This is a genomic window from Hymenobacter psychrophilus, from assembly GCF_900107135.1.
GTDB lineage: Bacteria > Bacteroidota > Bacteroidia > Cytophagales > Hymenobacteraceae > Hymenobacter > Hymenobacter psychrophilus.
Genome location: NZ_FNOV01000001.1, coordinates 516510 through 535683, shown reverse-complemented (window position 1 = coordinate 535683; position 19174 = coordinate 516510). Strand labels below are relative to the sequence as shown.

General features: G+C 61.4%; 15 protein-coding genes. 5 read left to right on the top strand and 10 right to left on the bottom strand.

All coding sequences use genetic code 11. The annotated features are described in order from the left end of the window. Positions 1 to 18: 18 nt before the first annotated feature. Positions 19 to 3513, bottom strand: a complete 3495-nt coding sequence (locus BLW21_RS02190) for a UvrD-helicase domain-containing protein (RefSeq protein ID WP_092737411.1) — start codon at positions 3511 to 3513, stop codon at positions 19 to 21. A gap of 201 nt (positions 3514 to 3714) precedes the next feature. Here BLW21_RS02190 and BLW21_RS02185 point away from each other — a divergent pair, with 201 nt between their 5' ends. Then, the gene (locus BLW21_RS02185) at positions 3715 to 4437 is read left to right on the top strand and encodes an NADPH-dependent F420 reductase (RefSeq protein ID WP_092737409.1); all 723 of its coding nucleotides are present in this window, start codon (positions 3715 to 3717) and stop codon (positions 4435 to 4437) included. A gap of 91 nt (positions 4438 to 4528) precedes the next feature. Here the strand turns inward: BLW21_RS02185 and BLW21_RS02180 are convergent, their stop codons facing one another. Next, positions 4529 to 4954 (bottom strand): acyl-CoA thioesterase, encoded by a 426-nt coding sequence (locus tag BLW21_RS02180; RefSeq protein ID WP_092737407.1) that lies wholly within the window; start codon positions 4952 to 4954, stop codon positions 4529 to 4531. Between the two features lie 233 nt (positions 4955 to 5187). Between BLW21_RS02180 and BLW21_RS02175 the strand changes: the two genes are divergently transcribed. Both BLW21_RS02175 and BLW21_RS02170 read left to right on the top strand, forming a co-directional pair. Next, entirely contained in the window at positions 5188 to 5379 is a 192-nt protein-coding gene (locus BLW21_RS02175) for a cold-shock protein (RefSeq protein WP_019947277.1), read from the top strand. Positions 5380 to 5815: 436 nt separating this feature from the next. Then, complete coding sequence (locus tag BLW21_RS02170) at positions 5816 to 7738, top strand: DEAD/DEAH box helicase (protein WP_092737405.1); 1923 nt, start codon at positions 5816 to 5818, stop codon at positions 7736 to 7738. A gap of 216 nt (positions 7739 to 7954) precedes the next feature. Here BLW21_RS02170 and BLW21_RS02165 read toward each other — a convergent pair whose 3' ends face one another. The 3 genes from BLW21_RS02165 to BLW21_RS02155 form a co-directional block, all read right to left on the bottom strand. Next, positions 7955 to 8401 (bottom strand): PA2169 family four-helix-bundle protein, encoded by a 447-nt coding sequence (locus BLW21_RS02165; RefSeq protein ID WP_092737403.1) that lies wholly within the window; start codon positions 8399 to 8401, stop codon positions 7955 to 7957. 67 nt (positions 8402 to 8468) lie between these two features. Further along, positions 8469 to 9770: a BaiN/RdsA family NAD(P)/FAD-dependent oxidoreductase gene (locus tag BLW21_RS02160; protein WP_092737401.1), complete on the bottom strand. Its 1302-nt coding sequence runs from the start codon at positions 9768 to 9770 to the stop codon at positions 8469 to 8471. 202 nt (positions 9771 to 9972) lie between these two features. Next, positions 9973 to 10818 carry an NAD(P)H-binding protein gene (locus tag BLW21_RS02155; protein ID WP_092737399.1) on the bottom strand — a complete coding sequence of 282 codons (846 nt, stop codon included), beginning with the start codon at positions 10816 to 10818 and terminating at the stop codon, positions 9973 to 9975. Between the two features lie 176 nt (positions 10819 to 10994). Here BLW21_RS02155 and BLW21_RS02150 point away from each other — a divergent pair, with 176 nt between their 5' ends. Then, positions 10995 to 11876: an SDR family oxidoreductase gene (locus tag BLW21_RS02150; protein ID WP_092737397.1), complete on the top strand. Its 882-nt coding sequence runs from the start codon at positions 10995 to 10997 to the stop codon at positions 11874 to 11876. Between the two features lie 166 nt (positions 11877 to 12042). Here BLW21_RS02150 and BLW21_RS02145 read toward each other — a convergent pair whose 3' ends face one another. Continuing rightward, positions 12043 to 12894, bottom strand: a complete 852-nt coding sequence (locus BLW21_RS02145) for a DUF1571 domain-containing protein (protein ID WP_092737395.1) — start codon at positions 12892 to 12894, stop codon at positions 12043 to 12045. Between the two features lie 185 nt (positions 12895 to 13079). On the opposite strand from BLW21_RS02145, the gene BLW21_RS02140 reads away from it, so the two are divergent. Beyond that, complete coding sequence (locus BLW21_RS02140) at positions 13080 to 13841, top strand: glycosyltransferase family 2 protein (RefSeq protein ID WP_092737393.1); 762 nt, start codon at positions 13080 to 13082, stop codon at positions 13839 to 13841. A 31-nt stretch (positions 13842 to 13872) separates the two neighbouring features. Here BLW21_RS02140 and BLW21_RS02135 read toward each other — a convergent pair whose 3' ends face one another. From BLW21_RS02135 to BLW21_RS02120, 4 genes are all read right to left on the bottom strand, one after another. Beyond that, complete coding sequence (locus BLW21_RS02135) at positions 13873 to 14760, bottom strand: hypothetical protein (RefSeq protein WP_139255050.1); 888 nt, start codon at positions 14758 to 14760, stop codon at positions 13873 to 13875. Between the two features lie 31 nt (positions 14761 to 14791). After that, a complete protein-coding gene (locus BLW21_RS02130; protein ID WP_175470833.1) occupies positions 14792 to 16039 on the bottom strand; it encodes a metal-dependent hydrolase family protein in 1248 nt (415 codons plus the stop codon). An 82-nt stretch (positions 16040 to 16121) separates the two neighbouring features. Beyond that, positions 16122 to 16721, bottom strand: coding sequence for a hypothetical protein (locus BLW21_RS02125; protein ID WP_139255049.1), 600 nt, complete (start codon positions 16719 to 16721; stop codon positions 16122 to 16124). 171 nt (positions 16722 to 16892) lie between these two features. Further along, positions 16893 to 19142, bottom strand: a complete 2250-nt coding sequence (locus BLW21_RS02120) for a S46 family peptidase (protein WP_092737385.1) — start codon at positions 19140 to 19142, stop codon at positions 16893 to 16895. Between the last annotated feature and the right edge of the window lie 32 nt (positions 19143 to 19174).

The window sequence follows — 19174 nt, the reverse complement described above, 5'->3', positions numbered from 1 at the left end:
TTCTATAACCTCTTCATTTCAGGCTTCCCACTGCACTACTTCCCGGATATCGAAATAATACAGCACGCAACGCACCTGCTCGAAACCCAACTGCCGGAACAGGGCGGCGTACTGTTGCAGGGGCAGACGGTGCCGGTACTCGGGCGGCGGAAGCTTGAAATCGAGCAGCGTAACCCGGCGGCCCGAGCCGTTGCCGGCCGCCTCAAATACAATGCGGTCGGGCTTGTAGTCCTGCTTGCGGGTGCCGCCCACCAGAATTTCGCGCTCAGCCTCGGCCGCCACTTCGGAGCTGAAGTAGTGCGCCAGTCGTGGGTCGGCAGTTACCTCGCGCAGCTTGGCCAGCAGCGCGGGCCGCTCCTGCAGGCTGATAAGGCCCTCGGCCGCGAGCTGGGCCGCCACGCGCTCCACGTCGGGGGCCTGCTTCACGCGGCGCAGGGCGTAGTGCAGGCGGCGGTTCCATTCGTGCTGCTCCTGCTGCTCATCAAAATCGAATACGGTGTTGGCGTGCCGCCGCAGCTTCAGTCGCTTTTCCCAGGGAGTACTGGTCAGGTTGGTTAGCAGGAACTGGCTGCTGGCTGTTGGGTTTTCGTTGTTGGGTTTTAGCTGCCGATTCCCGGCTGCCGTTTCCTGAATAGGAGTCTCATTCGACGAAGAGCTAACAGTTTCACTCAACGTATACGCCATCTGCTCGTCGTTCCACTGGTTGGTGCTCACGAGGTAGCGGTGCAGCAGCTCGGCGACGGTGCCGGCGGGCTTGTCGGGGCCGGTTTCGCCGTCGTCGTTCTTGCCGCTGGTTTTGGTGGGCCTGGGCTTCTTGCTGATGACGTAAAGGCGGTGCCGGGGGCGGGTGAAGGCCACGTAGAGCATGTTCAGGCCTTCCAAAAAGGTCTTCTCCAGCTCCTCGGTGTACTGCCCGGCCAAAGGAGTGAGCAACAAATCATGCTTCTGGCTGAGCACGGCCACGCCGGGCATGTCGGCCACCGGGCGGTCGGCCACGTCGGGCAGCCGGCCCCAGAGCAGCGTACCCATAAACGGCCGCAGGCTCCAGTCGGCAAACGGCACAATCACCACGCCGTAGGCCAGTCCTTTGGCCTTGTGCACTGTGGTAATCGTAAGCGCGTCGCGGCCGGCGGGGGCGTTGATGCTCAGGCTGCTCTTCTTCTGGTCCCAGTAAGCCAGAAAGTTGTTGAGGTTGTTGCCGTAGCGCAGGCTGTATTCGAGCGTCAAATCCAGAAACCGGAACAGGTACTCGCGCTCCGCCGCCCGCTCCAGCAGCCCAAATAACCCCAGCAGCCGCTCGGTCAGCTCGTAGAGGCCCAGGTTGCCGGTTTCGTTTTCCTGTAGGTCGTAACCCAACGCCCGCAATTCGTCAAAAAAGGGTTCGGCCGACTTATCATTCGCCAGCTCGGCCCAGCGCCGGGCGCGGTCGGGAGTGGGGGCGTGGCCGCGCACCACACGGTCTACCAGCAGCAGGGCTTCGGCGCGGGCCAGCGTGTCGGCGGGCCGGTTAAGCACCCGGAACACCGCTACCAGCAGGTTCACTACTTCGGCAAATTCCAACGACAACGAATCGGCCGAAATAATATCGTAGCCGCGCTCTTTCAGGAATTTGGCGGTGTGGCGGCTGTTGCCGCGGGTGCGGCAGAGCACGGCAATATCCTGCAGCCGGTACCCGTCGGCCAGCGCCTGCTGCACCAGCTGCAGCGTGAGGTAAAGCGTGCTTTCGGCGTAGTCGAGCGTTTGGCCGGGCAGGTAGCCGGGCAGCACATCGGGCGTGAAGGTGCCGTGGGCCGCATCGTAGCGGGTGGCGGGCGCCTCGTCGTCGGTAAACAGCAGCTCCACATGGGCCGCCGCCGCCTCGGCGCCGGGCGGACTCTGCTGGGTGAAATCAGCATCAAATAAGGCCTGCACCAGCGGCAGTGCGCCGTGGGTGGCGCTTACGTGACTGAAAAAGGCGTTGTTGAACTCGATGATGTTGCGACCCGAGCGGTAGTTGATGTTTAGGTTGCGCGCCTCCAGGGCGGGGGTGATGGTCTGGTAGCGGTCGGCCAGGCGCTGGCGGGTTGCGGGGTCGGGCACCCGGTCGTAGAGATGCTTGGTTTCCTTTTTGTAGAGGCGTAGAATCTGTTCCATCTCGCCGCCCCGCCAGCGGTAAATGGCCTGCTTGGCGTCGCCCACGGCCAAATTCAGGTGGCCGCTGCCCAGGGCATTTTCCACCAGCGGCAGCAGGTTGTTCCATTGCAGTACCGAGGTATCCTGAAACTCGTCAATCAGTAAATGCTGATACCGGTCGCCCAGCCGCTCGTATAGGAACGGCACCGGCTCGTGCAGTACAATCTGGGCAATGCGGCGGTTGAATTCGGCAATCAGTACCACGTTCCGGTCGCGGCTAAGCTGCTCTACGGCCTTGCTCAGCTCGCTCAGCAAGCTCACCTGGAACACGTAGGGCAGCATGCCGGCCGCCAGCAGGTAGCTGGGCAGCAGCCGCTGCCGTATCTCCTGGAGCCGCTCGAACGTCTGCGCCAGCTCCGGCGCTACCTCATCGACGGCGGCCCGCAGCGGTCCGGTTTTGGCTTTGCCACTGTACCAGACGTCGGTTTGCAGTGTTTTGAGCGCGGTGGCTGTTGGGAAGCTGGCGTCTTTGGCCGGAGCCTCCAGCCAGCGGTGCCAGTTCTGGAAGTGGCCGAAGATGCCGCCCGTGCCGCTGGCCAGGTGCTCGGCCTGCAGGCTGGCCGCTGCCAGCGCATCAAGGGCTAACGTAGCAGTTTGCCGCACCAGGTCCTCAATTTCCTGCTGTCGGGCCCGCAGGCCCTCGTGCAGCCGTCGGTAGTCGGCCAGGCTCAGCACCTGCAGCTGCTGCATGGCCTCGTGCACCGGCTCGCTCAGCAGAAACTTCCCGAACTCCACTAGTTCCTCGGGCAGGTTGTTCCAGCTCTTCCCTTCCTCGGCTTTATTGAGCGCGAAATCAGAAATCGTGCGCGAAAGCAGGTCGGCGTTGGGGTCGCGGTTCACCCTATCCAGCACCAGGGCCACCGCGCCCTGCAGCACCAGGGTGCTATCCAGCTCCACCTCAAACGTGGCCGGCAGCCCCAGCTCGCGGGTAAAGGCCGTCACGATGCGCTGCACGAACGAGTCGATGGTGCTCACCGCAAAATCGGCGTAGTGGTAAAGCGCCAGCCGGAACGTGGCCGCCGCCCGCTCGCGCAGCACCCGCTCGCGCTCCTCGGCCGTGGTCAGGTGGGCCAGCGGCCCCTCGGCGGCCAGCTCGGCCGCAATATCGCTCAGCAGCGGGTCGGTGTGGCCTTCGGGCAGGCGCGCAAACCGCCGCAGCGCCCCCAGAATCCGCTGCTTCATCTCGCCCGCCGCGTCGTTGGTAAACGTGATGGCCAGAATGCTTTTGAAGTAGCCCGCCTCCTCCGAGCCCAGCGCCAACTTCAGGTATTCCTTGGTGAGTTGGTAGGTTTTGCCCGAGCCGGCCGAGGAGGAGTAGATACGGAAAGTAGGCTGGGACATGAGCAAGGGGGTAGAATAGCACGACAAAGGTTGAATTAATCCCTTGGATTAGCCGACTGAATGACTGCCTTAATGGAAGCCTTCCGACTGAGTGGGGCCGGGCTGCCGGCCAGCCGCCAGACAAACAAACCAGCCGGCCAGCCGGTCTTAGAACCACGCCGCGCAGTTGCGGCGGCTGGTTCACTTGCTCACAACTCCCCTATGAACATTGGAATTATTGGCGCCGGCCACATCGGCAGCGCCCTCGCCGTCCGGCTCGTCGGTCTTGGCCACTCCGTTCTCATCGCCAACTCCCGCGGTCCCGAAACGCTGACCGAGGTAGCCAAAAAAACTGGTGCTACGCCCGCCACGGCCCGCGCCGCCGCCCGCCACGGCGACATCATCGTGGTCACCATTCCGCTCAAAAATATTCCCGACCTGCCCCTAGACTTGTTTGAGGGCGTAAGCGCCGAGGTGCCCATCATCGACACCAGCAACTACTACCCACTGCTGCGCGACGGCCAAATTCCGGCGTTGCAAAGCGGCAACCTGACCGAGAGCGAGTGGGTGCAGCAGCACTTGGGCCGGCCGGTGGTCAAGGTGTTCAACAACATCTACGCCGACCACCTCGAAAACAAGGGCCAGTCCGCCGGCACGCCCGGCCGCATTGCCCTGCCCGTAGCCGGCGACGATGCCGCCGCCAAGCAGCAGGTCATGGCGCTGGTCGAGGAGCTGGGCTTTAGTGCCGTGGACGACGGCACGCTGCACGAGTCGTGGCGGCAGCAGCCCGGCACGCCCTCCTACGGCGCCGACCTGCCCGCCGACAAGCTGCGCGAGCACCTGGCCAGCCTCGGCACCAAGCGCACCGAGGCCCAGCGCGCCGAATTCGCGGCCAACCACGCCGCCCAGGAGCAGGAAATGAAAAACCAGGGCGCCCAGCTGTAGCCCCGGGTTCTTACCCCATGCAGAAACGGTCCGGTTGCGCTTAGGCGTGGCCGGACCGGTTTTTTTTAGAGTATGGATAATTGCTAGGCGCTTACCCCACCGGCCCCCACAAGTAGTCGCGCATCCCGGCCTCAATCCGCATGGGCCGCTTGCTGACCGTGTCCAGCAGCACCCACTGCGTCTCGGCTTCGCAGAGCAGCTTGCCGTCGGCGGCGCGCTCGATGCGCACGAACCGCTGGCACTGGGCCCCGCGTACTTCGCCAATCCAGGTGGTGCAGCGTAGCTCGTCGTGCAGCAGGGCCGGGTGGCGGTACTGGAGGCGGTGCTCGCGCACCACCCATATATAGGAGTGCTCGGGCGTGCCGGCCGGGTAGGCGGCGTGCCAGTGCGCGGTGGCTGTATCCTGCACCCAGCGCACGTACTGCACGTTGTTGGCGTGGTCGAGGTCGTCGATGTCGGCGGGCTGCACGCGCAGGTGGTGGGCGAAGCGGAAGGCGGGGGTGGCGGGCGTATCCATGTTTCCAAAGGTACAGCCGGGCGGTTGGGCTGCCAGACACTACGGCCCTCTGCACACTAAAATTTCGGGCTTGTCGTTGCCGAAACCCTCCAGTTCTAAAATATACCTGTATATTTGATGCAAGTTAAGAAAAAGCGGTTTCGTTGCCCGGTTGAGTTCTTCGTAAAAGATAGCCCAATTAAGCTCAGACAGCTTTTCTTGCTACAAAACATCCATCATCATCAAGAGTACCCATGCAGACAGGAACTGTAAAATTCTTCAACGAGACCAAAGGTTTTGGTTTCATCAAAGTGGACGAGACCGGCGAAGACGTTTTCGTACACGTGACCGAGTGCATCGACGAAATCCGCGACCAGGACAAAGTTGAGTTCGAAATCGCCCAGGGCCGCAAAGGTCCTAACGCTGTTAAAGTAAAGCTCGCCTAAGCGACCTTCTTTTTAGATAGCATAGAAAGCAGGCTCCCTACTAGGGAGCCTGCTTTTTTTGTTGGGTTTGAGACTATATTGGATAAAAGCGTCTGTCATCCTGAGCAGAGCAAAAGACATTATCACATCATCAAGTAGAGCATCCGTAAAACGTGACAAGGTCTTTCGCTCCGCTTAGGATGACGTTTAAGCTCCATTCCTTTATTTGCATTGCTTCAATCCTCGCTTTTCTCGCGAAAAACCCATACCTTTGCACCCGCATTTGAGAACGGCCACGTTCCGCGCAGCTTCGGGCTGCCTATAGAAACTTGTTGGGCCGGCTTTGTCTTCCGTCCGTTATTCCGTCACTCGTCGTCGTTGTGGAGAGAGTGGGAGAAGAGCGTCGCTGAATCCGCTGTTTTCAGAGCTTTATCTCTCTCACTCCATTAACACTGACATGGACCAGGAAACCCCTAAAACCAAGTTCAGCGAGCTGACCCTCTCTGAAGAAATGCAGCGCGCCATTGCCGAAGTCGGCTACGAAGAGGCTTCGCCCATCCAGGCCGCTGGTATTCCCGTGCTGCTCGCCGGCCGCGACGTAATCGGCCAAGCCCAGACGGGCACCGGCAAGACCGCCGCCTTCGCCATTCCCGCCATCGAACTCGTTGACACCGACTCGCGTGAAGTGCAGTGCCTCGTGCTCTGCCCCACCCGCGAGTTGGCCGTTCAGGTTTCGGGCGAAATCCAGAAGCTCGGCAAATACAAGCGCGGCCTCGCCGTGGTGCCAATTTATGGTGGCTCGTCGTACGACCGCCAGTTCCGCGCCCTAGAGCGTGGTGTGCAGATCGTAATCGGTACTCCCGGTCGCGTGATGGACCACATCGAGCGCGGCACGCTCAAGTTGGAAAACTGCAAAATGATCATCCTCGATGAGGCCGACGAAATGCTCGACATGGGCTTCCGCGACGACATCGAGACGGTGCTCAAGAAAATGCCTGAGCAGCGCCAGACGGTCTTCTTCTCCGCCACGATGAGCAAGCCCATCATGGAGATGACCAAGCGTTACCAGACGGAGCCGCAGATCGTGAAGGTGAATCATCAGGAGATGACCGTCACCAACATCGAGCAGAGCTACTTCGAGGTGCGTGGTCCTCAGAAAAAGGACGTGCTGACCCGCCTCATTGATATGTACAATATCAAGTCGGGTATCGTGTTCGCCAACACCAAGCGCATGGTCGACGACATCGTGGGCGACCTGCAGGCTAAAGGCTACTTCGCCGAAGGTCTGCACGGCGACATGGGCCAGCAGCAGCGCCAGAACACGCTCGACAAGTTCCGCAAGGGCACCCTCGAAATTCTGGTAGCCACCGACGTAGCCGCCCGCGGCATCGACGTGGAGAACGTGGAAGTGGTAGTAAATTACGACCTGCCCGCCGACGAGGAGTATTACGTGCACCGCATTGGCCGCACCGGCCGGGCCGGCAAGCAGGGCAAGGCCTTTACCTTCGTGAGCGGCCGCGACATCTACAAGCTGCGCGACATCATGCGCTTCACCAAGGCCACCATCAAGCAGGAGCGCGTGCCTTCCTTCGAAGATGTGTCGGAGGTGAAAACCACGCTCATGCTCGCTTCCATCAAGGAAGTAATTGAGAAGGGCAACCTCGACAAGTACGTGAGCCGCGTACAGCGCCTTATCGACCAGAGCATCGACGAGAGTATCACTTCCCTCGACATCGCAGCGGCTTTGCTGAAGATGACGATGAAGGAAGACAAGCGGGCCCAGGAAAGCCTCGACGCCAGCCGCACCCAGGGTGCCGCTCGTGCCGGCTTCACCCGGCTATTCGTCACGATGGGCAAAAAGGACCGCCTGCACCCCCGCGACATTGTGGACCTGATTGCCGAAAACACCAGTCTCACGGCCGGTAAAGTGGGCGACATCGCCCTCTACGACAAGTTCAGCTTCGTGGAAGTACCCAACGAGTTCGTGGAAGAAATTGTGGCCCAGCTTGGCCGCAGCTCCATCCAGGGCCGTCCGGTAGCCTTCAACATCGCTACGCCCGTGCAGGAAGGTGATGCCCAGCAGCAAGGTGGCGACCGTGGTGAGCGTCCGCGCCGGGGCCCGGGTGGTTTCGGTGGCGGCGAGCGGCGCGAAGGCGGCGGCTCGTACGGCGGCGGCAACCGCGGTGGTAGCTACGGCGACAAGCGTGAGGGTGGCAGCAGCTACGGCGGCAACCGCGGTGGCGGCTCGTATGGCAGCGGCGGCAACCGCGGCGGTAGCTACGGCAGCAGCCGCGAAGGCGGCAACTCTTACGGCGGTGGAAACCGCGGTGGCAGCAGCTTCGGCGGTGGCTACAAAGGCAAGCGCCGCGACAACGAGTAAGTCCCTGATCTACACTGATAGATCGTGATTCTGCAGATTATCGTTTCAGCGTAGATTAACTCAATAGAGCAAAGAGCCCCTATCTCACCGAGACAGGGGCTCTTTGCTTTTAAGCCTTATTACAAATTGCCTGTTCATTTCAAAAGCAAAAAGAGGACGCCTCGGAAGAAGCGTCCTCTTTTTGCCTGGAACTGATAGCAGAACGCAATCAGTAGTTTACTTGGCGGCGTCGCGCAGGTTACGGATTTCGTCGTGAGCCTGCTTGATGCCGGCAGCCTGCTTATCAATAACCGTTTTGAGGGCGGCCGGAATGTCCTGCATCTTTATGGCCTTCTCGTAGGCAGCCTTGGCGTAATCTTCGCCCCGTTCGCACTCAGCCAGAATCGCGTGGCGGTCTTTGCCGGTTATGAGGCCTTTGAGGTTGATGAAGGCGCGGTGCACGGCGCTGGTAATGGACGACTCCTCGTCGGGCTTCAGATCGAGCTTGAACATCTGGTCTTCCAGCTCCGTGATGTAGCCGGCGCGCTGGGCGGCATATTTCTTGAAGAGGTCCTTCAGGTCGGCTCCCTCTACGTCGGTCATTGCCTCGGCATAACCTTTCTGGCCATCCTTGAGGGTTTCGATGAGTTCGTTGAGGCCGGCTTGCATTACTTTAGCGTCCATAGGAAGGTGTTTTTAGGGTAGGGGGTAGAATAGAATTCAATTACAGAATCCTTGCCCTTACTTACTCCTAAACGCCTGCCAAGGTTACCGGCGCGGCAACCTGGCTCATGGCGCGGCCGGCCAGAAAGCCGGTCGTCCAGGCCGCCTGGAAGTTGAAGCCACCGGTAATGCCATCAATATCGAGCACTTCGCCCGCAAAGTGCAGGCCCGGCACGAGGCGGCTTTCCATGGTCTGCATATCGATTTCGGCGAGCGAAATACCGCCGCAGGTCACAAACTCCTCCTTGTAGGTGGTTTTGCCGGCTACGGGCAGGGCCGTGCGCAGCAGCGCCTCAATCAGGCGGTTCTGGAGTTTAGCCGGCAACTCGTTCCAGCGGGTTTCGGGGCTGATGCCGGCCTGCTCGGCCAGCGTGCGCCACAGCCGTTGCGGCAACCCCAGCAACGGGTTAGACAGTACCAGCTTGCGGCCGTGGGGGCCGCGGTGCTCCTGCAAATGGCTGCGCAGGGTGTCTTCAGTGAAGTCGGGCAGCCAGCTAACCAGCGCAATACTTTTATAGCTGAGCTCGTGCAGCCGGCGCGCGCCCCAGGCCGAGAGCTTGAGCACGGCCGGCCCGCTCAGGCCCCAGTGCGTAATCAGCACCGGACCCTCATAATCGAGCTTTTCGCCGGCCACCCGCACGCGGGCCCGCGGCACGCTCACGCCCGGCAGCTCGCGCAGCGGCGAGTTGGGTACGTTGAAAGTGAACAGGCTGGGTACCGGCTCCTGCACCGCGTGGCCCAGCTGCCGTAACCAGTTGTACTGCTCCGATTTGGGCGCGCCGCCGGTGGCCACCAGCAGCCGCGCCACGCGCAGCACCGGCGCAGCACCCGCGCCGCTCAGCGTCAGCTCGAAGCCGCCCTCGGGCAGTGCTTGGATACTGTCGGCCGCCGTATGGGTCATAATTTCGACGCCGGCCCGACGGGCAGCCTCCAGCAGGCACTGGGCCACCGTTTCCGACGAGTCGGTGATGGGGAACATGCGGCCGTCGGGCTCGGTTTTGAGCTGCACGCCGCGGTCGGCAAACCAGCGCACCGTGTCGGGGGCGCCAAACGTGTGGAAGGGCTGCTTGAGCTGCGCTCCGCCGCGGGGGTAGTGCTGCACGAGTTGAGCGGGCGTATCGGCGGCGTGCGTAACGTTGCAACGGCCGCCACCCGAAATCCGGACTTTGCTCAGCAGCTTGCCGGTTTTCTCCAGCAGTAGTACCCGTAGCGCCGGGTTGGCCTCGGCGCAGGCAATGGCCCCGAAGAAGCCCGCTGCCCCGCCGCCTAGTACTGCTACCGTTAGCCGCTGGTTTTCACCAATTAGTTTCGATTTCGCTGATTCAGACATTACCTGTTAAACTAAAAAGAGAGCCACTCAGGCTCAGCGGCACCGTCACCCTGCCGTGTCTGAACAAAAAAAATCAGCGAAAACACGACTAATCAGCCAAAATAAGTGATTGAAGCTGTTTAGTAAGTACTCTGAATCAATCAGAACGTCATGCTGAGCTTGCCGAAGCATGATGTTCTCTTGACTTGCTAAAACAGCCTCATTAGCAGAACGACAAAGCGGCTACTACGTCGTCGTGACGGAATTGGTACTGGGTTAGTTCGCGGATGGCCGACGAATCGACCTGTTTGCCGCCGCTGGTGCCCTCGGCAAAGGTAGGTGGCTCGAGGCCAAGCTGGGTGGCGGCGGCGGTGAAAAACGTGCGGCGGCTGGGGTGGCTGGCGGCGCAACCGTTGAGCGTGTGGCCCCATAGCCCCAGTTCCAGCACCTTTAGCAGCAACCCGATGCAGTCGTGCAGATGCACCATATTAACTGGGGCCTCGCCGTGGGCTACGCCCGTGCGCCCGGCCAGAAAACGGCCTGGCTGCCGGCCGGGACCCATCAGGCCGGCCATGCGCACTACGGTATTGGCAGGGCCCTGAAACAGGGCTTCGGCCCGCAGCAGGTGCGAGTCGGCTTCGGCTGAAGCGTGGGCATCATCCTCGTGCATAGGGCGGGCCTGGTCGGGGTACACGCCGGTGGAGCTGACCAGCAACACGTGGGCCACTCCGGCTTCGGCCGCCGCTGCGGCCACGTGGCCGAGCAGGGTGGGGTAGGCCTGGGGGGCACCGGCGGCCCGCGAGGGCGGCACGTTCAGGATGAGCACCTCTACGCCCTGCAGCAGCGCGCGCAGCGTGTCGGCGTCGGTGGGCGAGAGGGTGGGGGCGAGGCGCAGCAGAAACGGCTGGATGCCGATGTCGCGCAGCGTCAGGAGCTGGCTGGGGGTGGTGGTGGTGCCGCGCACGGGGTAGCCGTCGGCCATTAGCGCCCGGGCCAGGGGCAGCCCCAGCCAGCCGCAGCCCAGAACGGCCACGATAGGGAAGGCAGCAGAAGAAACAGGTTGAGTCATGTGGGCTAAAGGTGGCAAAAAAACCGGCGCAGGCAAACTCAAGCAGCAGCAATCCGCCCCAAAAAGCGCATCGACCGGGCCGAGAAACGGAAGAATTAGCGTTCTTGTGAAAATCGGCCACCCTTTCGGCCTGCTATTGCTTCTTCTCACCTTTCCATCACACGCTTTCTCTGCTTATGGCCTCTGCTCATCCCTACGCCCAGCCCATGCTCCGCGACAATGCCCTGCAGGGCAAAACCATCGTCGTGACGGGCGGCGGTACCGGCCTCGGCCGGGCCATGACGACGTACTTTCTCCAACTCGGGGCCAACGTGGTTATCAGCTCCCGTAAGCTCGACGTGCTCGAAAAAACGGCCGCCGAACTGCGCGAGCAGACCAACAACGCCAATATCCTGGCCGTGCAGTGCGACGTGCGCAAGTACGATGAGGTAGAGGCGCTGCTCAACAAAACCATTGAAACCTTCGGCGGCGTCGATGTATTGCTCAACAACGCGGCCGGCAACTTTATCAGCCCCACTGAGCGCCTGAGCCATAAGGCGTTCGATGTAATTGTAGACATCGTTCTCAAGGGGTCCTACAACTGCACCCTGGCCTTTGGCAAGCGTTGGATTGCCGATAAAAAGCCCGGCACCATCCTCAGCATTGTCACCACCTACGCCTCGGTAGGCTCGGCCTACGTGGTACCATCGGCCGCCGCCAAAGCCGGCGTGCTGGCCATGACGCGTTCTTTGGCCGTGGAGTGGGCCAAGTACGGCATCCGCTCCAACGCCATTGCGCCCGGCCCGTTCCCAACCGAAGGGGCCTGGAGCCGCCTGTTTCCCGAGCCGCTGGCCTCCAAGCTCGACCCGGCGGCCAACGTGCCCCTCAAGCGCGTGGGCGAACATCAGGAACTGGCCAACCTGGCCGCCTATATGGTGTCAGACTTTTCGGCTTACATGAATGGCGAAGTCGTGACACTCGACGGCGGCGAATGGCTCAACGGGGCCGGCGAGTTCAACAAGCTCGAAATGCTCACCCCCGATATGTGGGACCACATCGAGAAAACCATGCGCCGCTAGATCACGGATTAGCGCGGATTATAACGGATTTCACGGATTTTGTAGACGGACGCATCTTGCCGTTACAGCATCGTTGTTTGATGGTTGAAATTAAAAAAGGCCACTTCGATTGAAGTGGCCTTTTTAGTCAACTACAAAATCCGTTAAACTCCGCGCTAATCTGTGGTCAGAGCTTATACCCCTTGTAGCCCTTGGCGAACTCGGGGGCGGGGATGGGCTGGTTGGCGACTACATCGGCGAATTCGAACTTTTCGAACAGGCCTTTGTCGTCGTTCACCTGCACTACGAGGGGCAGATAGAGCTTCTGATCGATGCAGATGGTGATGCGGCTGCCGTAGGCGTTGGGCACCTGGATGGTTTTGCCGGCTGCCACGGTGGCCCCGGGGCTCAGGCCGTTGCGCTCCATGATGCGGTATTCGCCGCAGCCAAATTTGCTGGCAATGGTTTTGGTGGTTTCAGCCTTGGTGGGCTTGTAGCTCACGTAGCGAAACTGCGGGTACGAAGAGCGCAGCACGTGAGCCGGGCGACCCAGCACCGTTGTGTCGCCGGTGTAGCGGAAGGTCTTCTCGAAGCCGGGGGTTACCCGCTCACCCGAACTGTCGAGCAGTTCGGTGATGGTGCCGTAACCGGCCTCCAGGGCGCTGTGGTGCTGGCTTTTGCGCATGATGGAACCCTGCGGATCGAGGCTGAGCGTCACGTAGGGGAAACTGTTGGGATACACCCAGGCGTCGCCGCCGTTCTGGCCCGTGACGTAGAGCACCTCAATGCCCTGGTCGTTGCGCAGGTACACTTTGTAAGGTTTGAAGCTCATCTTCATGGCCGTGCGGGCCTGCTGATATTTGCCCGCTATGCGTTCCTGAGCCCGCACGTTGCAGCGCAGGGTTTTCAGGTTGTCGATGGCGTTGGTCAGGCGGCTGATGAGGGTTTCGGTGGTGATGGCCGGAGCAGCGGGCATGGCGCTACTGCTCAGTAGGCCCGCCAGCGCCAGTACCGGCAGGCAGTAAGAACGACGAATCATAACGTAATCAAGGGTAGTCGGAAGTTCGAGGGCCAGACTGCAGGCATAAATCGCGCCATTTGCGGGAGTGTTGGGCCGGGGCCGCTCGGTGCAGGTGCCCTGGCCCGGCTAACGTTTCGGGCGGGGCGAAAGTTGAGCGGCGAGCCAGGGCGCAACTTTTTTCGGGGTTTGCCGGAATAGAAGCCATGCACTTCTCCGTTATCACCCCTACTCACAACCGCCGCGCCTATTTGCCCGAAGCCGTGGAAAGCGTCCGGGCCAGCGTTTCGGCCCCGCTCGACTTCTCGTTCGAGCACCTGATTTGCGAAAACGCCTGTTCCGATGGTACGGCCAGCTACCTGCGCGAGGCCGCGCTGCAGCCCGGCCCGCCGCTGCGGGTGCGCCCCCAGCCCGAACTACTGCGCGCCGGCCCGGCCCGCAACCAACTCATCCGCCACTCTGACGCGCCCGCCGACGCCTGGATTGTGCCGCTCGACGACGACGATTTGCTGCTCCAGCGCACCCTGTTCCACTACGGCCAGCAAATCAAGCAGCATCCCAACCAGCCCTGGCTGGTGGCCGATTTCCTGCGCGTGGACCAGAGCCGCCGCTACCTGCCCGCCGACGATTACTATGCCTGGCAGTTCGACTCGCCTCAGGATATGCTACGGGCCATTTTCCGGGCCGAGCACTTTATCCAAGGCAACGTTTGCTACGGCCGGGCGCTGTTCGAAGAAGTGGGCGGCTACGACGAGCAAATTGAAATGGCCGAAGACCTCGACCTCTATGTGCGCTTCCTGCTGGCCGACCACCTGCCCGTCATCTGCCCCCACATCAGTCACCTGCACCGCTTTCACGACAGCAACGTCAGCATCGGCGTCGATGCCGGCAAGCACGCCCAGGACTTGCGCGTGATTTATGATAAGTACGCCGCGCAGTTAGGGGAGCAGGGGATAGAGCGGCCGTAAAGATTCGCAGGAGCCGTTACGGGATAGAAGCTCAATCGGAAGAATTTTGCTTGCTCTGACTTCTATTGATTTTGTCCCAAGCCTTCTTTGTGAGAATGACGAGTTGCTGCTTGGGCACGTTAAATAAGGATACGAAATCTTTGCTCATCACGTAGAGGGTTTCGCTAGGCACTACTTCTTGATAGAGCAATACTGTGCAGATGTCGGAGGGCGTGATGTAGGGATGCGCTTCGAGGTGCGAGTGCATTGTGCCCACGACTTTCCGTTCCCCCTCCGGCGGAGTCATGGGCAAGTAAGATTGGTGCAGTTTTTCGGCCTGCTGCAGCTCGCCCGTCGCGCTGAATGTGAGCAGGTAGTCGTTGCCGAAAGGCAGTAGCCTGTCAGTTTTTGGGCCAGTGAGTACATATACCCGCACTTCCGAGCCTTTGTCGAGTAAGGCTACGTTGAGGTTAGTACCAGCCGGACGTTGGTAGGGAGTGCCCAGCTTTTTGTGCGAAACCATTTCCTCCCTGGCCCGCTGCCAGATAGTAAACAACCGTTGCTCGGTTACAGTAGCGTTACGGCCGGCAAATACCCGGCCGGTTGCCATTGTGATGGTATCGCACGGAAAATCGTAGCCGTAAAATATCTGCAATGCGGCGTTAGCGGCTGGCTTTCGGAAGAAAACGCAACGCATAGAATCTGTGCCGATAGGATAAGACACGTAACCGCCAACCTGGCTCATATCGGCCCCGCTGGCTTGCAGCAAATCAGTGCCAACCCACGAGGCCCGTTCCGACTGATAGAGGGCCAGTCCCTCCCGCAGGATTTCCGCCGCAGTTTGGTCGATTTTCTCCCTCGATTGGGCGCTGGCAGTTCCAGCGGATAAAAAGGCTAGAAGCAGCAGCAGTAAGGTGGGCGGGCGAAGCGTTACTTGCATCATCAGGGGAAGTGAAAGAACAAGTGCAATTCTAAGGCTTGGTTTCCAGAAAAATCACCCCGCCCTTCACTACCAGCCGTACCTGCCGCAACGCGCTGATATCCTGGGTGGGGTCGCCGGATACGGCCACCATGTCAGCTAGAAGGCCGGGCTTTAGCTGGCCACGGTCGGGGAGTTGGAAGAGGCGGGCGTTGGTGCTGGTGAGGCCGCGCAGGGCCTGCAGGCTCGTGAAGCCGTATTCGCGCACCAGCAGTTCGGCTTCGCGCAGGTTGTCGCCGTGCGGAAACACGCCCACGTCGCCGCCGATGGCCAGTTCCACGCCGCTTTGCAGCGCGGCTTTCATGCTGAGGCGTTTTTGCTGGATGCGGTCGGGCTCGGGGCTGGTGCCTTTCTGCCAGCCGCGGTATTGAGCCACGGCGTCGCCAGCGGCTACGGTGGGGCAGAGGGCTACGCCGCGCTGCTTCATCAGCTTGAATATTTCCAGCGTGCCGCCGTCGCCGTGCTCAATGGTCTGCACGCCGGCCAGGGTGGCGCGGCGCATGCCCTCGGGGGTGCTGGCGTGGGCCACCACGGGCCGCCCGGCATTGCGGGCGGTCTGCACTAGCAGGTTCAGCTCGTCCTGCGAAAACGTGGGCCGGCTGGGCTCGTTGGGGCCCCAGCGGTAGTCGGCGTACACCTTAATAATGTCGGCGCCCTTGCCGATTTGCTCGCGCACGGCCCGGATGAGGTTGTCGGTGCCGTCGGCCTCCTGGGCGCCCTGGGGCACCTCTATATCAACAGAAAGCTTGGGGCCGTAGGAGCCGGTGGCCACCAGGGCGCGGGTAGCTACCAGCAGCCGAGGCCCCGGAATCAGGCCTTGGGCTATGGCCTGCTTGAGACCCACGTCGGCGTAGCCGGCGCCTTCCGAACCCAGGTCGCGGGCCGTGGTAAAGCCGGCGGCCAGCGTGGCGCGAGCATGCGCCGTACCCCGGGCCACGCGCAACGCTTCCGATTCGAGCAACACTTGGTCGTTCCAGGGCGTTTCGTTGTAGGGATGCAGCAGCAGGTGGCTGTGGCCCTCAATCAGGCCGGGCAGCAGCGTGAGGCCGGGCAGCTCCAGCACCCGGGTGCCAGTTGGGGCAACCAGCTGGGCTGCTGGTCCCACGGCCTTTATTTTGTCGCCTTCGGTGAGCACGGCCCAGCCAGGGTGTAGGGTTTGGCCATCGAACACGGCGGCGGGCCGCAGCAGCAGAGCAGCAGGCGCGGCGGGGGTGGCAGGAAGGGGCTGCTGGGCCCACATGGGGCCGGCGGTCAGCAGAAAAGCGGGCAGAAGGAACCGGTACAAGGGCAGCGGAGAAGGCAGGTGAAGGCAATGCCTAAAGCTACGGCTGCTTCCGCAAATCGTACGACAGCCCCAGTTGCGCATCCCAAACGCCCAGCCGCTGGTTCGCAAACCGAAAGTCAGCATCCTGTACTGGCACACTGGCAAGTAGCAGGCGCGGATGAAACAGGCCTTCCAGGTTAAACCGACTGCCCCACAGTTGGCGGTAGGTAAGATTGGACCACAGGCCGAAGCCAACTTTGGCCTCCGCGCTTCGTTCCCGGGCGCCCACCACATACAGGCCCGCGCTGGGGCCAGCTAGCAGCTCCAGCCGGGGCGCCAGGTTCAGCCGCCCCGCCACGAAACCGTGCAGTGAGTAAAGCGAGTTGTGGTAGGTTGTAATCACGCGGTCGGGTAGCCCTTCGAATGGGTCGCCCGGCAGGAGCTCCCGATACGGCTGGCGGTTGCGGGCCGCCGTCAGGCCAACGCCCGCCACCACCCGCCGGCCCAACGGAAAAACCGTGTTCAGCCCCCCGGAAGCCGTGCCGGTAAAGGACTTCTCGCCCACCCGGGTGTAGCCGCCCATGAGCATGACTTTCTGACCGAAAGCAACAGTAGCGACGAGAGACAGTAAAAACGCAATAGATAAAAATCGAATCATCCCTGCTGATTTTTAGGCAAAAGAAAAGCGGCTGGCTACCAGTAGAGTAGCCAGCCGCTTCACAAGTTGCAAAGAAGCCGTTTGAAAACGGAAGGGGGCGCTTAAAAACTGGAAAGCGCAACGGCCTAACGCCCTGAGGCTTCAGCTCCGGAGCGTTAGGTGGTTTTTTATCTACGCGTCAGCTTTTTTGCGCTTCACTTTCACCTTCTTCAGCTTCTTGTCCGGCGTAGTATCAGCACCTGAATCGGGGGTGCCAACGAGGGTCATTTCCTTCACCAGGTGGCTGGCACCGGCGTATTTGTCTACCACGAACAGCATGTAGCGCACATCGAGGGTGATGTTGCGCACGCGGTCGGGGTCGAACATGATGTCGGACATAGTGCCCTCCCAGTTACGGTCGAAGTTGATGCCAATCAGTTCGCCGTTGCCGTTGATGACGGGCGAGCCGGAATTACCGCCGGTGGTGTGGTTGGTGGCAATAAAGGCTACCGGCACCGAGCCTTTGTAGGCGTAGGGGCCGTAGTCCTTGGTTTGGTATAATTCCGCGAGGCGCGCCGGTACCTCAAACTCGGGGTTGGTCGGGTCGGCCTTCTCCATGATGCCGTCGAGGGTCGTGTAGAAATCGTACTTCACGCCGTCGGCGGGCTCGTAGCCGGCTACCTGGCCGTAGGCGAGGCGCAGGGTGGAGTTGGCATCGGGGTAGAACTTGCGCTCGGGCTGCTGCAGGCGCAGGCCGGCCATGTAGGTGCGCTGGAGCAGGGCAATTTGGTCGGTGGCCACGTTGTAGCCGGGCAGAATGGCCGTGCGGTAGTTATTCACAATAGCTGCTGCGAGCTTCACAGCAGGGTCCTGGCGCAGCGCATCGGACTTGCCGGCCGCTACTTCATCGAGCACGGCTTGGGCGCTGGCTTCCGAAGTCAGGCGCGACTTGCCGTAAAGCTGGGCCACGTAGGTGGCCCAGCCGGTGGTGGCGTACTGCTTCTGCAGCTCCTTTACGTAGGTCGGCAGCAGGGCGGCCGGAGTACCGTTGGCGTAGAGCGGCAGCAATTGGGCTGCCACCTTCTGGTCGGTGGCGGCGCTGTAGTTCTTAAAGAAACTGGTTGTGCCTTTTTTGGCTTTTTCTACGGCGGTGGCCAGCTCAGCGGCGGGCGCTTTACCACCGGTTAGCTCCAACAGCGGCTGCAGGCTGTTGGCATAAGCCACCAGCTCCACGCCCAGCGCGGCCTCGCTCACGTAGTCGCGGGCCAGCGTGTAGTCGCGCCCCTGGGCGTAGTTGCGCTGCAACTCGGGCAGCAGCCCGGCAAAGGCCGCGCGGCGGGCGGCATCGCCCGACTCGGCCCAGCGCTGGAACTCGGCTTCGCGCTGCTGCTTCACGCGCACGGCGTCGAGCTTGCGCAGGCCGCGGTTCTCTCCGATCCACTTTTTCCAGTAGTTAGCCAGGCTGGCGTACTTGGCCGCGTACTGAATCCGCACCTTGTCGGAGACCTTCATATCCGTGTCAAGGGCCTTTAACTTAGCGTCGCGAATGGCGATTTTGGCCGGGTTCGACAGCGAGTACACCTCATCGACGCCCCAGCTGGTGAGGTACTCATTGGTGCGGCCCGGAAAGCCGAACACCATGGTAAAGTCGCCGGGCTGCACGCCGGCCAGCGAAATGGGCAGGTGGTAGCGGGGCTTGAAGGGCTTATTGTCGGGCGAGTAGGGGGCGGGCTTGTTGTCGGGGCCGGCGTAAATGCGGAACAGGCTGAAGTCGCCGGTGTGGCGGGGCCAGGCCCAGTTGTCGGTGTCGCCCCCGAACTTGCCGATGCTGCTTGGCGGCGCGCCTACCAGCCGGATGTCCTGGAACACCTCAGTCAGGAACATATAGTACTCATTGCCATTGAACATAGGCCGCACGAAGGCCTGGTAGCCAGTGCCCTGCACGGCGGCCTGGGCCACACGCTGGCTGTTCTGCAGCACCAGTTGCTCGCGTTGGGCTTCGGCAATGCCGGTAGCCGGAATGCCGGCCAGCACCTGGCTCGTCACATCTTCCATGCGCACAATAAAGGTGGCGGTCAGGCCCGGGTTGGGCAACTCCTGACCGGGCGTCATGGCCCAGTAGCCCTTGGTCAGGTAGTCGTTTTCAACCGAGGAGTGGCTCTGGATCTGGCCGTAGCCGCAGTGGTGGTTGGTGAGCAGCAGGCCCTGGTCGGAGATAATTTCGCCGGTGCAACCGCCGCCGAACTGCACGATGGCATCCTTCAGGCTGCCCTGGTTGATGGAGTAAATCTGCTCGGCCGTCAGCTTGAGGCCTTTTTTCTGCATGTCGGCTTCGTTGAGCTGCTTGAGCAGCAACGGCAGCCACATGCCTTCATCGGCGCGGGCCGATAGGGTAGTGAGGAAGGTGAGGGCCAGCAGCGCCAGCCGGGAGCGTAAGGTCATGAAAACGGAAATGGGTGGAAATATCAGGACGC

Bases quoted from the DNA above. Each gene is read 5' to 3' on its own strand.
- BLW21_RS02145 (WP_092737395.1), bottom strand. From the start codon at position 12,894: ATGATTCGTCGTTCTTACTGCCTGCCGGTACTGGCGCTGGCGGGCCTA.
- BLW21_RS02160 (WP_092737401.1), bottom strand. From the start codon at position 9,770: ATGTCTGAATCAGCGAAATCGAAACTAATTGGTGAAAACCAGCGGCTA.
- BLW21_RS02170 (WP_092737405.1), top strand. From the start codon at position 5,816: ATGGACCAGGAAACCCCTAAAACCAAGTTCAGCGAGCTGACCCTCTCT.
- BLW21_RS02185 (WP_092737409.1), top strand. From the start codon at position 3,715: ATGAACATTGGAATTATTGGCGCCGGCCACATCGGCAGCGCCCTCGCC.
- BLW21_RS02125 (WP_139255049.1), bottom strand. From the start codon at position 16,721: ATGATTCGATTTTTATCTATTGCGTTTTTACTGTCTCTCGTCGCTACT.
- BLW21_RS02180 (WP_092737407.1), bottom strand. From the start codon at position 4,954: ATGGATACGCCCGCCACCCCCGCCTTCCGCTTCGCCCACCACCTGCGC.
- BLW21_RS02190 (WP_092737411.1), bottom strand. From the start codon at position 3,513: ATGTCCCAGCCTACTTTCCGTATCTACTCCTCCTCGGCCGGCTCGGGC.
- BLW21_RS02140 (WP_092737393.1), top strand. From the start codon at position 13,080: ATGCACTTCTCCGTTATCACCCCTACTCACAACCGCCGCGCCTATTTG.
- BLW21_RS02130 (WP_175470833.1), bottom strand. From the start codon at position 16,039: ATGTGGGCCCAGCAGCCCCTTCCTGCCACCCCCGCCGCGCCTGCTGCT.
- BLW21_RS02150 (WP_092737397.1), top strand. From the start codon at position 10,995: ATGGCCTCTGCTCATCCCTACGCCCAGCCCATGCTCCGCGACAATGCC.
- BLW21_RS02175 (WP_019947277.1), top strand. From the start codon at position 5,188: ATGCAGACAGGAACTGTAAAATTCTTCAACGAGACCAAAGGTTTTGGT.
- BLW21_RS02135 (WP_139255050.1), bottom strand. From the start codon at position 14,760: ATGCAAGTAACGCTTCGCCCGCCCACCTTACTGCTGCTGCTTCTAGCC.
- BLW21_RS02165 (WP_092737403.1), bottom strand. From the start codon at position 8,401: ATGGACGCTAAAGTAATGCAAGCCGGCCTCAACGAACTCATCGAAACC.
- BLW21_RS02155 (WP_092737399.1), bottom strand. From the start codon at position 10,818: ATGACTCAACCTGTTTCTTCTGCTGCCTTCCCTATCGTGGCCGTTCTG.
- BLW21_RS02120 (WP_092737385.1), bottom strand. From the start codon at position 19,142: ATGACCTTACGCTCCCGGCTGGCGCTGCTGGCCCTCACCTTCCTCACT.